The 13,962-nt window shown below is 65.9% G+C and carries 13 protein-coding genes; 9 read left to right on the top strand and 4 right to left on the bottom strand.

All coding sequences use genetic code 11. The features are described 5' to 3' along the window. Positions 1–38 precede the first annotated feature (38 nt). On the bottom strand, positions 39–710 hold the full coding sequence (gene rpiA, locus CHB99_RS07040) for a ribose-5-phosphate isomerase RpiA (protein ID WP_042121133.1): 672 nt from the start codon (positions 708–710) through the stop codon (positions 39–41). A gap of 133 nt (positions 711–843) precedes the next feature. On the opposite strand from rpiA, the gene ilvA reads away from it, so the two are divergent. Further along, positions 844–2,355 carry a threonine ammonia-lyase, biosynthetic gene (gene ilvA / locus CHB99_RS07045; protein WP_042121134.1) on the top strand — a complete coding sequence of 504 codons (1,512 nt, stop codon included), beginning with the start codon at positions 844–846 and terminating at the stop codon, positions 2,353–2,355. A 39-nt stretch (positions 2,356–2,394) separates the two neighbouring features. Beyond that, positions 2,395–2,823 (top strand): DUF2269 family protein, encoded by a 429-nt coding sequence (locus CHB99_RS07050; RefSeq protein ID WP_042121135.1) that lies wholly within the window; start codon positions 2,395–2,397, stop codon positions 2,821–2,823. Between the two features lie 6 nt (positions 2,824–2,829). Here the strand turns inward: CHB99_RS07050 and CHB99_RS07055 are convergent, their stop codons facing one another. Beyond that, entirely contained in the window at positions 2,830–3,486 is a 657-nt protein-coding gene (locus tag CHB99_RS07055) for a histidinol-phosphatase (RefSeq protein ID WP_042121136.1), read from the bottom strand. 143 nt (positions 3,487–3,629) lie between these two features. Here CHB99_RS07055 and CHB99_RS07060 point away from each other — a divergent pair, with 143 nt between their 5' ends. Both CHB99_RS07060 and ptsP read left to right on the top strand, forming a co-directional pair. Next, positions 3,630–4,109 (top strand): RNA pyrophosphohydrolase, encoded by a 480-nt coding sequence (locus CHB99_RS07060; protein WP_009396722.1) that lies wholly within the window; start codon positions 3,630–3,632, stop codon positions 4,107–4,109. Between the two features lie 22 nt (positions 4,110–4,131). Further along, positions 4,132–6,411, top strand: coding sequence for a phosphoenolpyruvate--protein phosphotransferase (gene ptsP / locus CHB99_RS07065; RefSeq protein WP_042121137.1), 2,280 nt, complete (start codon positions 4,132–4,134; stop codon positions 6,409–6,411). A 146-nt stretch (positions 6,412–6,557) separates the two neighbouring features. Here the strand turns inward: ptsP and CHB99_RS07070 are convergent, their stop codons facing one another. Next, positions 6,558–7,307, bottom strand: a complete 750-nt coding sequence (locus CHB99_RS07070; protein ID WP_042121138.1) for an NRDE family protein — start codon at positions 7,305–7,307, stop codon at positions 6,558–6,560. A 126-nt stretch (positions 7,308–7,433) separates the two neighbouring features. On the opposite strand from CHB99_RS07070, the gene CHB99_RS07075 reads away from it, so the two are divergent. The 3 genes from CHB99_RS07075 to CHB99_RS07085 are packed head-to-tail and all read left to right on the top strand — an operon-like array spanning position 7,434 to position 10,061. Next, positions 7,434–8,216, top strand: a complete 783-nt coding sequence (locus CHB99_RS07075) for a sulfite exporter TauE/SafE family protein (protein ID WP_042121139.1) — start codon at positions 7,434–7,436, stop codon at positions 8,214–8,216. A 14-nt stretch (positions 8,217–8,230) separates the two neighbouring features. Beyond that, on the top strand, positions 8,231–9,040 hold the full coding sequence (gene lgt / locus CHB99_RS07080; RefSeq protein ID WP_042121140.1) for a prolipoprotein diacylglyceryl transferase: 810 nt from the start codon (positions 8,231–8,233) through the stop codon (positions 9,038–9,040). Between the two features lie 49 nt (positions 9,041–9,089). Further along, a complete protein-coding gene (locus CHB99_RS07085; RefSeq protein ID WP_042121141.1) occupies positions 9,090–10,061 on the top strand; it encodes a thymidylate synthase in 972 nt (323 codons plus the stop codon). A gap of 59 nt (positions 10,062–10,120) precedes the next feature. Here CHB99_RS07085 and cadR read toward each other — a convergent pair whose 3' ends face one another. Continuing rightward, positions 10,121–10,564, bottom strand: a complete 444-nt coding sequence (gene cadR / locus CHB99_RS07090) for a Cd(II)/Pb(II)-responsive transcriptional regulator (protein WP_042121142.1) — start codon at positions 10,562–10,564, stop codon at positions 10,121–10,123. Between the two features lie 84 nt (positions 10,565–10,648). On the opposite strand from cadR, the gene CHB99_RS07095 reads away from it, so the two are divergent. Together CHB99_RS07095 and CHB99_RS07100 are read left to right on the top strand one after the other, a co-directional pair. Continuing rightward, positions 10,649–12,937 carry a heavy metal translocating P-type ATPase gene (locus tag CHB99_RS07095; protein WP_042121143.1) on the top strand — a complete coding sequence of 763 codons (2,289 nt, stop codon included), beginning with the start codon at positions 10,649–10,651 and terminating at the stop codon, positions 12,935–12,937. An 8-nt stretch (positions 12,938–12,945) separates the two neighbouring features. Next, positions 12,946–13,815: a LysR family transcriptional regulator gene (locus CHB99_RS07100; protein WP_042121144.1), complete on the top strand. Its 870-nt coding sequence runs from the start codon at positions 12,946–12,948 to the stop codon at positions 13,813–13,815. Positions 13,816–13,962 lie beyond the last annotated feature (147 nt).

Raw genomic sequence — 13,962 nt, forward strand, 5'->3', positions numbered from 1 at the left:
GACCGCGAGGGCCTGCGGAGCAGGCCCGAAACAGGCGATCACGCCTTCAGGGTCTTGACCCCTTCCGAAGTACCCAGCAACAGCAGGTCCGCCGGCCGCGCCGCGAACAGGCCGTTGGTGACCACGCCGACGATGGCGTTGATCTGCGCTTCCAGCTCCACCGGGTTGGTGATCTGCAGGTTGTGCACGTCGAGGATGATGTTGCCGTTGTCGGTCAGCACGCCCTCGCGGTACACCGGATCGCCGCCCAGCTTCACCAGTTGGCGGGCGACGTGGCTGCGGGCCATCGGGATCACTTCCACCGGCAGCGGGAAGGCGCCCAGCACCGGCACCAGCTTGCTGGCGTCGGCGATGCAGATGAATTTCCGGGCCACGGCCGCGACGATCTTCTCACGGGTCAGGGCCGCGCCGCCGCCCTTGATCAGGTTCAGGTGCTCGTCGCTCTCGTCGGCGCCGTCGACGTAGAACTCCAGCTCGCTCACGGTGTTCAGCTCGTAGACCGGGATGCCATGGCCCTTCAGGCGCGCGGCGGTGGCTTCGGAGCTGGCCACGGCACCGTCGAAGGCGGTCTTGTGCTTGGCCAGGGCGTCGATGAAACAGTTGGCGGTCGAGCCGGTGCCGACGCCGACGATGCTCTTGTCATCGAGGCTCGGCAGAATGAAATCGACGGCGGCCTGGGCGACGGCCTGTTTGAGTTGGTCCTGGGTCATGCGGGCTCCGAAGCGGGGGAGTATCGTGAAGCCGGGCATTATAGCGGCTAAAACCCCTGACTTGCTGTGGTCGCCCGACAAGGCGCTGGGGTAGACTCCGGTCCCCCGTCCAGCCGCCTGTGATGCACGCCCGATGCTCGAACAGTACGTCAAGAAGATCCTCACCTCGCGCGTCTATGACGTCGCCGTGGAAACCCCTCTGCAAGCCGCCGGCCAGCTGAGCAAGCGCCTCGGCAACCAGGTGCTGCTAAAGCGCGAGGACCTGCAGCCGGTGTTCTCCTTCAAGATCCGCGGCGCCTACAACAAGCTGGCGCAGCTGAGCGTGGAAGAGCGCGCCCGCGGCGTGGTCACCGCCTCGGCCGGCAACCATGCCCAGGGCCTGGCCCTGGCGGCGAAGGAAATGGGGGTCAAGGCGACCATCGTGATGCCGCGCACCACCCCGGAAATCAAGGTCGAGGGCGTGCGCTCCCGCGGCGGCAAGGTAGTCCTGCACGGCGACTCCTTCCCCGAGGCGCTGGCCTATTCGCTGAAGCTGGTCGAGGAAAAGGGCTTCGTCTACGTCCACCCCTACGACGACCCGCACACCATCGCGGGCCAGGGCACCGTGGCCATGGAGATCCTCCGTCAGCACCCGGGGCGCCTCGATGCGATCTTCGTTCCGGTCGGCGGTGGCGGGTTGATCGCCGGGATCGCCGCCTACGTCAAGTACCTGCGTCCCGAGATCCGCATCGTCGGCGTCGAACCGGACGACTCCAACTGCCTGCAGGCCGCCATGGCCGCCGGTGAGCGCGTGGTGCTGCCGCAGGTCGGGCTGTTCGCCGATGGCGTCGCGGTGGCGCAGATCGGCCAGCACACCTTCGATATCTGCAAGCAATACGTCGATGAGGTCATTACCGTCAGCACCGACGAGATCTGCGCGGCGATCAAGGACATCTACGACGACACCCGCTCGATCACCGAGCCGGCCGGCGCCCTGGGCGTGGCCGGGATCAAGAAGTACGTGGAGCAGCGCGGCGTCAGCGGCCAGACCCTGGTGGCCATCGACTCCGGCGCCAACGTCAACTTCGACCGCCTGCGTCATGTCGCCGAGCGCGCCGAGTTGGGCGAGGGGCGCGAGGCCATCATCGCCGTGACCATTCCCGAGCAGCCGGGCAGCTTCAAGGCCTTCTGCGAGGCGATCGGCAAGCGCCAGATCACCGAATTCAACTACCGCTACCACACCGGCGGCGAAGCACACATCTTCGTCGGCGTGCAGACCCACCCCGAGACCGACCCGCGCAGCGCGCTGATCCAGCACCTGACCGAGCAGGGTTTCCCGGTGCTGGACATGACCGACAACGAACTGGCCAAGCTGCACCTGCGGCACATGGTCGGCGGGCACGCCGAGGTCGCCGACGAGCTGGTGCTGCGCTTCGAGTTCCCCGAGCGTCCGGGTGCGCTGTTCAACTTCCTCAACAAGCTGGGCGGGCGCTGGAACATCTCGATGTTCCACTACCGCAACCACGGCGCGGCGGACGGTCGCGTGGTCGCCGGCCTGCAGGTGCCGGCGGACGAGCGCCACCTGGTGCCGGCGGCGCTGGAGAAGATCGGCTACCCGTACTGGGACGAAACCGGCAACCCGGCGTACCGGCTGTTCCTCGGCTGAACGGCTACGCTTTGAGCAACGCCCGAGGAAATTGCACCCATGGAAAGCCTGACCGCCCTGAAAGTCGCCCACGTACTGGCCCTCGTCCTGCTGCTGGGCAGTGCGATGGGGCTGGCGGTCTGGACCTGGCGCGCACGGCGCGGGGGTGACGCGGCGGTCTACGGGCGGCTGCTGGCGCGTCCGCAGGGCTTTCTCTGGCTGCTGATGGGCGTGTGCCTGGCGAGCCTGCCGTTCACCGGATGGTGGCTGGTGCATCGGGTGGGCTGGCCGCTGGGACAGACCTGGGTGCTGGGCTCAAGCCTGCTTTATACCTTCGGCGCACTGGCCTGGTTCTGGCTGCTGACGCGGGTCAATCGCCTGCGCACCGAACCGGCCAAGGGCAAACCGCAGTTCACCCTGGCCCTGGCGCTGTTCAGTGGCGTGTGTTTCCTTGCCATTGCCGGCCTGATGGGCGCCAGGCCGGTCTGAGGCCAGTCAATCGCGCAGGCTGATCACCGGCCAGCCGCGTTTCTCGGCCTCGGCGCGCAGGTTCGGGTCCGGATCGACCGCCACCGGGTTGTCCACCTGTTCCAGCAGCGGCAGGTCATTCATCGAGTCGCTGTAGAAGTGGCTGCCTTCCAGGTTCAGACCGTTCTCTTCCAGCCAGCGGCGCAGGCGCGTCACCTTGCCGTCGCGGAAGCACGGCACGTCGATGCTGCGGCCGGTGTAGCGGCCGTCGACCATCTCGCACTCGGTGGCGAGCAGGGTTTCCACGTCGAGACGCTTGGCGATCGGCCCGGTGATGAAACGGTTGGTGGCGGTGATGATGACCAGCTTGTCGCCGGCATCGCGGTGCTTCTTCAGCAAGGCCAGGGCCTTGGGCAGGATGATCGGTTCGACGCAGTCGCGCATGAAGTCGCCATGCCATTCGTCGAGCTGGGCCATCTCGGTGGTGGCCAGGATCTCCAGGCTGAAGTTCAGGTAGGCCTGCAGGTCCAGCTTGCCGGCCAGGTAGTCCTGATAGAAGGCATCGTTGCGGTTCTGGTACTCCACCGGGTCGAGAATGCCGCGGGCGCACAGGTAGTCGCCCCAGGCGTGGTCGCTGTCGCCGCCGAGGAGTGTGTTGTCCAGATCGAATAAAGCCAGGCGCATTGAAGAGTCACTCGCATAACATCTGAAAAGTCCCACAGAATACGGACTTTTCACGACGCTGCACATAAGGTATGGCGGGCGCGTTGCTGGGCTTGCTGGCTTTGTGGAACAATGCGGCGACATGCGTTTGCGAGGCTGCTGCCGTGATCGACCCCGATGGTTTTCGCCCCAATGTCGGGATCATTCTCACGAATGATCTTGGACAGGTGCTATGGGCTCGGCGAATCAACCAGGACGCCTGGCAGTTTCCACAAGGCGGGATCAATCCCGACGAAACGCCGGAAGACGCGTTGTATCGCGAGCTGAACGAAGAAGTAGGCCTTGAGCGTCAGGATGTGGAAATTCTTGCCTGCACCCGTGGCTGGTTGCGTTATCGTTTACCCCAACGTCTGGTCCGGACCCACAGCCAGCCGCTGTGCATCGGCCAGAAACAGAAGTGGTTCCTGCTGCGCCTGGTGTCCAACGAGCAGCGGGTGCGGATGGACCTCACCGGCAAACCGGAGTTCGATGGCTGGCGCTGGGTCAGCTATTGGTACCCGCTGGGCCAGGTGGTGACATTCAAGCGCGAAGTGTATCGCCGCGCGCTCAAAGAGCTTGCCCCGCGCCTGCTGGCGCGCGACTGACGACGGAGTTCGACCCCGAGCCATGCTCAATACGCTGCGCAAGATCGTCCAGGAAGTTAACTCCGCCAAGGATCTCAAGACGGCGTTGGGGATTATCGTCTTGCGCGTCAAAGAGGCCATGGGCAGCCAGGTCTGCTCGGTCTACCTGCTCGACCCGGAAACCAACCGTTTCGTCCTGATGGCCACCGAAGGCCTGAACAAGCGCTCCATCGGCAAGGTCAGCATGGCGCCGAACGAAGGCCTGGTCGGCCTGGTCGGTACCCGGGAAGAGCCGCTGAACCTGGAAAACGCCGCCGATCACCCGCGCTACCGCTACTTCGCCGAGACCGGCGAGGAGCGTTTCGCTTCCTTCCTCGGCGCGCCGATCATTCACCACCGCCGCGTGGTGGGCGTGCTGGTCATCCAGCAGAAGGAGCGTCGCCAGTTCGACGAGGGCGAGGAAGCCTTCCTCGTCACCATGAGCGCGCAGCTCGCCGGGGTTATCGCCCATGCCGAGGCCACCGGTTCGATCCGCGGCCTGGGCCGGCAGGGCAAGGGCATCCAGGAGGCCAAGTTCGTCGGTGTCCCGGGTTCGCCGGGTGCTGCGGTGGGTACCGCGGTGGTCATGCTGCCGCCGGCCGATCTCGATGTGGTGCCGGACAAGACCGTTACCGACATCGATGCCGAACTGAAACTCTTCAACAACGCCCTCGAAGGCGTGCGCAACGACATGCGCACCCTCTCGGCCAAGCTGGCGACCCAGCTGCGTCCTGAAGAGCGGGCGTTGTTCGACGTCTACCTGATGATGCTCGACGACGCCGCGCTGGGTGGCGAAGTGAACGAGGTGATCAAGACCGGCCAGTGGGCCCAGGGCGCCCTGCGCCAGGTGGTCGGCGAGCACGTCAATCGCTTCGAGCTGATGGACGACGCCTACCTGCGCGAACGCGCCTCCGATGTGAAGGACCTCGGTCGTCGTCTGCTGGCTTACCTCCAGGAAGCCCGCCAGCTGTCGCTGGTCTACCCGGACAACACCATTCTGGTCAGCGAGGAGCTGACCCCGGCGATGCTCGGCGAAGTGCCGGAAGGCAAGCTGGCGGGTTTGGTCTCGGTACTCGGTTCGGGCAACTCCCACGTCGCGATCCTGGCGCGGGCCATGGGCATCCCCACGGTGATGGGCCTGGTCGACCTGCCGTATTCCAAGGTCGACGGCATCCAGATGATCGTCGACGGCTACAAGGGTGACGTCTACACCAACCCCAGCGACGTGCTGCGCAAGCAGTACGCCGATGTCGTCGAGGAAGAGCGCCAGCTGGCCCAGGGCCTCGACGCCCTGCGCGAACTGCCCTGCGAAACCACCGATGGCCACCGCATGCCGCTGTGGGTCAACACCGGCCTGCTCGCCGACGTGGCGCGGGCACAGCAGCGTGGCGCCGAGGGCGTTGGCCTGTACCGCACCGAAGTGCCGTTCATGATCAACCAGCGCTTCCCCAGCGAAAAGGAACAGCTGGCGATCTACCGCGAACAGCTGCAGGCCTTCCATCCGCTGCCGGTGACCATGCGCAGCCTGGATATCGGTGGCGACAAGGCGCTGTCCTACTTCCCGATCAAGGAAGACAACCCGTTCCTCGGCTGGCGCGGTATCCGCGTCACCCTCGACCACCCGGAAATCTTCCTGGTGCAGACCCGCGCCATGCTCAAGGCCAGCGAGGGCCTGAACAACCTGCGCATCCTGCTGCCGATGATTTCCGGGATTCACGAGCTGGAAGAAGCCCTGCACCTGATCCACCGCGCCTGGGGCGAAGTGCGTGACGAAGGCACCGACGTGCCGATGCCGCCGGTGGGGGTCATGGTGGAAATCCCCGCGGCGGTGTACCAGACCAAGGAACTGGCGCGCCAGGTGGACTTCCTCTCGGTTGGCTCCAACGACCTGACCCAGTACCTGCTCGCGGTGGACCGCAACAACCCGCGGGTCGCCGACCTCTACGACTACCTGCACCCGGCGGTGCTGCAGGCCTTGCAGCATGTGGTCACCGCGGCCCATGCCGAAGGCAAGCCAGTGAGCATCTGCGGCGAGATGGCCGGTGATCCGGCGGCGGCGGTGCTGCTGATGGCGATGGGCTTCGACAGCCTGTCGATGAACGCCACCAACCTGCCGAAGGTGAAGTGGATGCTGCGTCAGATCGGCCTGGGCAAGGCGAAGGAGATGCTGGCGCAGGTCATGGAGATCGACAACCCGCAGGTTATCCACAGTACCTTGCAGCTGGCGCTGAAGAACCTGGGGCTGTCGCGGATGATCAATCCGGGGCAGGGGCATGGCGTCTGAGTCGAGTGCGCACTGCCCTGTAGGAGCTGGCTTGTCGGTGTGCCGAACCACTGCGAATGGACCGCGCAGCGGTCCCAGATAGCAGTGAGGTCTGGGACCGCTACGCGGTCCTTTCGCAGGCAAGCCAGCTCCTACAGGGGGTCGTGTCAAAGCAGGTTTAGTTCAACCTCCCCCAGATGCCCCCCGAACGGCCCGAAACTCCGTTCCACCAGCCGTCTCTGCCCATCCGCCTCGACCATCAACACCGTACTCGCCCGCGTCCCATAGTTCTGGCTGGCAATGAACACACTGGACAGCAGCCGCTCGGTCGCCAAACCGACCCCGGTGCTCGGCAGATCCGCGTCGGCGGCCTGGCGGTCATCCCCCAGCAAGGCGAAAAACGCCTCCGGCGCCGTCTCGTCCAGCAGTTCCCGCAAGCCTTCCCGCGCCTTCACCAGCTTCGGCCACGGCGTGTCCAGCGCGGCATTCGACAGCCCGTAGACTCCCGCCGGCAACAAGCGTGGCGTCGCATCGCCGCCATGCAGGTAGCCCAGCTTGTGGCCATCCCCCACCAGCAGGTTGAACCCGGAGTAATGCCGGGCCTCGCCAGCCACCTTCTGCAGATAGGCCTCCACCGACAGCTCGCCGCGAAGATACCCGGCCACCAGCTCACCGCGCGAGCGGGCGCCCAGCGGCTGTCCAGGGTCACGGATGTTGGTCAGCGCGGCGAAGCGCCCGCGCGGTCCGACCCCCAGCCAGGTGCCACCGGCCTCCAGGTCGCGTCCGGCGTGGACCCCCGGTGCTTCGTCCCAGGGCGCCAGCGCCTGGGTCGGGCGGGCGTAGAACTCGTCACGGTTGGCCGCGACGATCAGCGGGCGGGCATGGCCCGGCCGCCAGGCGAAAACGATCAGGCACATCATGGTTCCCGTTTGGCAGGCCTGTGGTAGTGCGTCACTGTACCCAGACTTACCTGTCGGCGTCTTCACTGGAGGCCGGGCACCACCTTCCGTTACCATGCCGGACTGAATTTTCCGGGGGCGACAATGGAATTCGTGCTCTATCTGCTGCTGGGCGCCTGCGCGGGCGTGCTGGCCGGGCTGTTCGGTGTCGGCGGCGGCATCATCATCGTGCCGGTGCTGGTGTTCAGCTTCACCTTGCAGGGTTTCGACACCTCGGTGCTGACCCACCTGGCCGTCGGCACTTCGCTGGCGACCATCGTCTTCACCTCGCTCAACGCCATCCGCGAGCACCACCGCAAGGGCGCCGTGCAGTGGCCGATCGTCGCCTGGATGACCCTGGGCATCCTCATCGGCGCCGGCATCGGGGCCAAGACCGCCTCGCTGATCCAGGGCCCGAACCTGCAGAAGATCATTGGCGTATTCGCCCTGGTGATCGCCGTGCAGATGGCCCTGGACCTCAAGCCCAAGGCCAGCCGCAGTGTGCCCGGCAAGACCGGCCTGACCCTGGCCGGCAGCGTGGTCGGCTGGGCCTCGGCGATCTTCGGCATCGGCGGTGGTTCGCTGACCGTACCGTTCCTGACCTGGCGCAGCCTGCCGATGCAGCAGGCGGTGGCGACCTCGTCGGCCTGCGGCCTGCCGATTGCCCTGGTCAGTGCCCTGAGTTTCATGATCCTGGGCTGGCATGATGAACATCTGCCGGCCCACAGTGCCGGCTTCGTCTACCTGCCGGCGCTGCTCGGGATTGCCGTGACCAGCATGTTTTTCGCCCGCTTCGGCGCGCGCCTGGCGCACAAGCTGTCGCCGCGCCTGCTCAAACGCCTGTTCGCCGCGCTGCTGTTCTGCGTCGGCCTGAGCTTTCTGCTTTAACGAGAGGAGTCACCATGCTGCCTTACCCGCAGATCGATCCCGTGGCACTGGCCATCGGGCCGCTGAAAATCCATTGGTATGGCCTGATGTACCTGGTCGGCATCGGTGGTGCCTGGCTGCTGGCCTCGCACCGCCTGAACCGCTTCGATCCGACCTGGACCCGGGAAAAGCTCTCGGACCTGGTGTTCTGGCTGTCCATGGGGGTGATCGTCGGCGGACGGCTCGGCTACGTGCTGTTCTACGACCTCAGCGCCTACCTGGCCAACCCGACCCTGATCTTCGAAGTGTGGAAGGGCGGCATGTCGTTCCATGGCGGCTTCATCGGCGTGATGCTCGCGGCGCTGTGGTTCGGCAAGCGCAACAACAAGTCGTTCTTCGAGCTGATGGACTTCGTCGCGCCGATGGTGCCGATCGGCCTGGGCGCCGGGCGCATCGGCAACTTCATCAACGCCGAGCTGTGGGGCAAGGCCGCCGACGTGCCGTGGGCGATGGTCTTCCCGCCGTTCAGCGACCCGGCGCAACTGCCGCGTCACCCGTCGCAGCTGTACCAGTTCGCCCTGGAGGGCGTGGCGCTGTTCCTGATCCTCTGGCTCTACTCGCGCAAGCCGCGGCCGACCATGGCGGTGTCCGGCATGTTCGCGCTGTTCTACGGGATCTTCCGCTTCATCGTCGAATTCGTCCGCGTGCCGGACGCCCAGCTCGGCTACCTGGCCTGGGGCTGGCTGACCATGGGTCAGATTCTCTGCGTGCCGATGATAGCCGGCGGCCTCGGCCTGATCTGGTGGGCCTATAATCGCAAGCCGACGGTAAAACCGGCGGTCTGATTTTCCACGGCAGGGGCAATCCCCCTGCCGTCTTCGTTACAGGAACGCTATGAAACAGTATCTGGACCTGGTCCGCGACGTCATCGAGAACGGCACCCTGCAGGAAAACCGCACCGGTGTGCGCACCATCGCCCTGCCGGGCGCCATGCTGCGCTTCGACCTGCAGAAGGGCTTTCCCGCCATCACCACGCGCAAGCTGGCGTTCAAGTCGGCGATCGGCGAGATGGTCGGCTTCCTGCGGGGCGTGAAGAATGCCGCGCAGTTCCGCGAACTGGGCTGCAAGGTCTGGGACCAGAACGCCAACGAGAACGCCGCCTGGCTGGCCAACCCGTTCCGCCAGGGGCCTGACGACCTCGGCGAGATCTACGGCGTGCAATGGCGCCAGTGGCCGGCCTACAAGCGCATCCCGCTGAGCAACCCGGCGGCCATCGAGCTGGCGCAGAAGAATGGTTTCGTGAAGATCGCCGAGGCCGACGAAGACGGCGAAGCGTTCGTCGTGCTGTACAAGGCCATCGACCAGATTCGCCAGTGCGTCGACACCATCGTCAACGACCCCAACAGCCGGCGCATCCTGTTCCATGGCTGGAACTGCGCGCAGCTGGACGAAATGGCCCTGCCGCCGTGCCACCTGCTGTATCAGTTCCACCCGAACACCCAGACCAGAGAGATCTCCCTGACCCTCTACATCCGTTCCAACGACCTGGGCCTGGGCACGCCGTTCAACCTCACCGAAGGCGCCGCGCTGCTGTCGCTGGTAGGCCGCCTGACCGGCTACACGCCGCGCTGGTTCACCTATTTCATCGGTGATGCGCATGTCTACGAGAACCACCTGGACATGCTCAACGAACAGTTGCGCCGCGAGCCGCTGGAAGCGCCGAGGCTGGTGATCAGTGATCGGGTGCCGGAGTTCGCCAGGACCGGGAAGTACGAGCCGGAGTGGCTGGAAAAGATCGAGCCGAGCGATTTCAGCCTGGAAGGCTACGAGCACCATCCGCCGATGACGGCGCCGATGGCGGTCTGATCTGGGAGCACCGCTGACCCTGTGGGGCTTGCCAGCTCCCACAGGGTCAGCGGTGATCTTCAGTGCCCGTGGCTTCGTCCGACATGCGAATGTTCCGCCTCCGGCACCGAAACCGCCCCATTCACCTCCAGCCGCTCCAGAATCGCGCAATGCGCGCCCTCCGCACTGCAGCGCCTGCGCAACTCCACCAGCTGTTCCTGCAACGCCAGCAGCCCATCGATCCGCGCCTGCACATGCGCGATATGCTCGTCGACCAGCGCGTTGACGCTCTCGCACTGGTCCTGTGGACTGTCGCGCAACTTCAGCAGGCTGCGGATTTCCTCCAGGGTCATGTCCAGCGTGCGGCAGTTGCGGATGAAGGTCAGGCGCTCGACATGGGCCTGGGTGTAGACCCGGTAGTTGCCCTCGCTGCGTGCCGGTTCCGGCAGCAGGTTCTCCCGCTCGTAGTAACGGATGGTCTCCACCGCACAGTCGGTGGCCTTGGCCAGTTCGCCGATCTTCATCTGGAAATCCCTCCTCGGATTGCTTGACCCTATAGTGGCTACAGGGTGTTCACTTGGCAACAGGACCTTTAGGGATGAACCCTCATGAATCGACCTGTCAGCTTCGACCCGCAGAAAACCCCGCACGATCACGACCATAGTCATCACGATCACCCCAGCGAGCAGGCCCATGGCTGTTGCGCGCCCAAGCCGCAAGCCCACGACCATGGCCATGGCTGCTGTTCCGCCGCCGAGGCGCCGGCCCTGGTGCAACTGCGGGAAAGCACCAGTGTCGATGCCCAGTTCAGTCGTTTCCGCATCGAGGCCATGGATTGCCCGACGGAACAGACGCTGATCCAGAACAAACTGGGCAAGCTCGCCGGCATCGAGCAGCTGGAGTTCAACCTGATCAACCGCATCCTCGGTGTGCGCCACACCCTGGGCGACACCCGTGGCATCGTCGAGGCCATTGCGTCCCTGGGCATGCAGGCCGAGCCGCTGGCCGACGATGCGCCGGAGAAGGCCGCGCCGTCGGCGAAGAAATCCTGGTGGCCGCTAGCGCTGTCCGGGGTTGCCGCGCTGGTCGCGGAGATCGTCCACTTCACCGCCGCCGCGCCGGAGTGGGTGGTGGCGGTGCTGGCCCTGGCGGCGATCCTCGGCTGCGGCCTGGGCACCTACAAGAAGGGCTGGATCGCCCTGAAGAACCGCAACCTGAACATCAACGCGCTGATGAGCATCGCCGTGACCGGCGCCGTGCTGATCGGCCAATGGCCGGAAGCGGCCATGGTGATGGTCCTGTTCACCCTCGCCGAAGTGATCGAGGCACGCTCGCTGGACCGTGCGCGCAATGCCATTGGCGGCCTGATGCAACTGAGTCCGGATGTCGCCACGGTGCAGCAGGCCGACGGCGAGTGGCGTGAGGTCGAGGTCACCCAGGTGGCGTTGGGCGCGCTGGTGCGCCTGCGGCCGGGTGAGCGGGTCGGCCTGGATGGCGAGGTGGTCAGCGGGCAGTCGACCCTCGACCAGGCGCCGATCACCGGCGAAAGCCTGCCGGTGGAGAAGGGTCCGGGCGACAAGGTGTTCGCCGGTACCATCAACCAGTCCGGGGCGCTGGAGTATCGGGTCACCGCCGCGGCCGGCGAATCCACCCTGTCGCGGATCATCCGCGCGGTGGAGGAGGCCCAGGGCGCGCGGGCGCCGACCCAGCGTTTCGTCGACAAGTTCTCGCGCATCTACACCCCGGCGGTGTTCGCCTTCGCCTTGGCGGTGGCGGTGATTCCGCCGCTGTTCATGGCCGGCGCCTGGTTCGACTGGATCTACCGTGCCCTGGTCCTGCTGGTGGTGGCCTGCCCCTGCGCCCTGGTGATCTCCACCCCGGTGACCATCGTCAGCGGCCTCGCCGCGGCGGCGCGCAAGGGCATCCTGATCAAGGGCGGCGTGTACCTGGAAGGCGGACGCAAGCTGGACTTCATCGCCCTCGACAAGACCGGCACCCTGACCCATGGCAAGCCGGTGCAGACCGATATCGAGGTGCTCGATCCGCTGTTCGCCGAGCGCGCCCAGCGCATCGCCGCCAGCCTCGGCGGGCGCTCCGACCACCCGGTGTCGCTGGCGATCGCCCGCGCCGCCAAGGAACAGGGCCTCGACGTCGAGGCTGTGGATAACTTCCAGGCCCTGATGGGCCGCGGTGTCAGCGGCGAGGTGGGCGGCGTGCTCTACCACCTCGGCAATCATCGCCTGGTGGAAGAGCTGGGCCTGTGCTCGCCGCAACTGGAAGAAAAACTCGACGCGCTGGAGCGCCAGGGCAAGACCGTGGTCCTGCTGCTCGACGCATCCGGCCCGCTGGCGCTGTTCGCCGTCGCCGACACGGTCAAGCAGACCAGCCGCGAAGCTATCGCCGAACTGCATGAACTGGGCATCCGCACCGTCATGCTCACCGGCGACAACCCGCACACCGCCGAGGCCATTGCGGCCCAGGTCGGTATCGACGAGGCCCGTGGCAACCTGCTGCCGGCGGACAAGCTGGCGGCGATCGAGGCGCTCTATGCCAAGGGGCACCGGGTCGGCATGGTGGGTGACGGGATCAACGACGCACCGGCGCTGGCCCGCAGCGAGATCGGCTTCGCCATGGCCGCCGCAGGCACCGATACCGCCATCGAGACCGCCGACGTCGCCCTGATGGACGACGACTTGCGGAAAATCCCGGCCTTCGTCAGGCTCTCGCGGCAAAGCGCGGCGATCCTGGTGCAGAACATCGTTCTGGCCCTGGGCATCAAGGCGATCTTCCTGGCGATCACCTTTGCCGGCATGGCGACCATGTGGATGGCGGTGTTCGCCGATATGGGCGTCAGCCTGCTGGTGGTCTTCAACGGCCTGCGTCTGCTGAGAAAGTAAGGGGTTTCATGCTGAGTTCCGAGTTGAAGGCGTTTCACATGGTGGCCCGCCTGGGCAGCATCACCCTGGCCGCGAAGAAGCTCGGACTCAGCCAGCCCACGGTGACCACGCAGATCCGCAACCTGGAAAGTCACTACGGCGTCGAGCTGTTCTACCGCGGCGGCCGGCGCCTGGCCCTGAGCGAGGACGGCGCGCGTCTGCTGCCGATGGTGCGCACGCTGCTGCAGCAGGAGGCCGATATCGAATTCTTCCTGCGCAACAGCGGGCTGGGGCAGGGCACCTTGCGGGTGGCGGCGACCGCGCCGTACTACATCCTCGATCTGGTGAAGATCTTCCGCGAGCGCCTGCCGCAGGTGGAGGTATCGGTGGAGATCGGCAACTCGCAGCAGGTGCTGGAGTTGCTGGAGGACTACCGGGTGGATGTGGCTGCGTCCTCGCAACTGCTGGACGACAACCGCCTGGTACGACGCATCCTCGGCACCGACCCGCTGGTGGTGGCGGTGCATCGCAGTCATCCGCTGGCATCGCGGGAGTCGGTGCCGCTGGCGGCGCTGGCCGGGCACTGCCTGCTGATGCGCGAGCAGGGCTCGACCACGCGCAAGCTGACCGAGCAGATGCTGGCCGATGCGGGGGTCAAGGCCGGTGCGCTGCTGGAGATCGGCAGTCGCGAGTCGATCCGCGAGGCGGTGCTGCGCAATATCGGCATCAGCATCATTGCCCGGCATGAAGTGCCGCATAACCCGGAATTGCGGGTGCTGGCGCTGGAAGGGGCGCCGGTGATGCACGAGTACCTGTACTGCCTGAAGGAGCGGCGCCAGGCGCGGTTGCCGGCGGCGTTCCTGGGGGTGGCGCAGGAGATCTCGGCCATCGGTTCCTAGCCGGAGGCTGCGCATATCCTTGTAGGAGCTGGTTTGCCTGCGAAGGACCGCGCGAAGCGGTCCCCGACAACGGTGAGGTCCGGGACCGCTTCGCGGTCCTTCGCAGGCAAGCCAGCTCCTACAAGGAGCGGTCAAAAATGAAACAAA

The sequence above is a fragment of the Pseudomonas japonica genome (genome assembly GCF_900188455.1).
GTDB classification, from domain to species: Bacteria; Pseudomonadota; Gammaproteobacteria; order Pseudomonadales; family Pseudomonadaceae; genus Aquipseudomonas; species Aquipseudomonas japonica.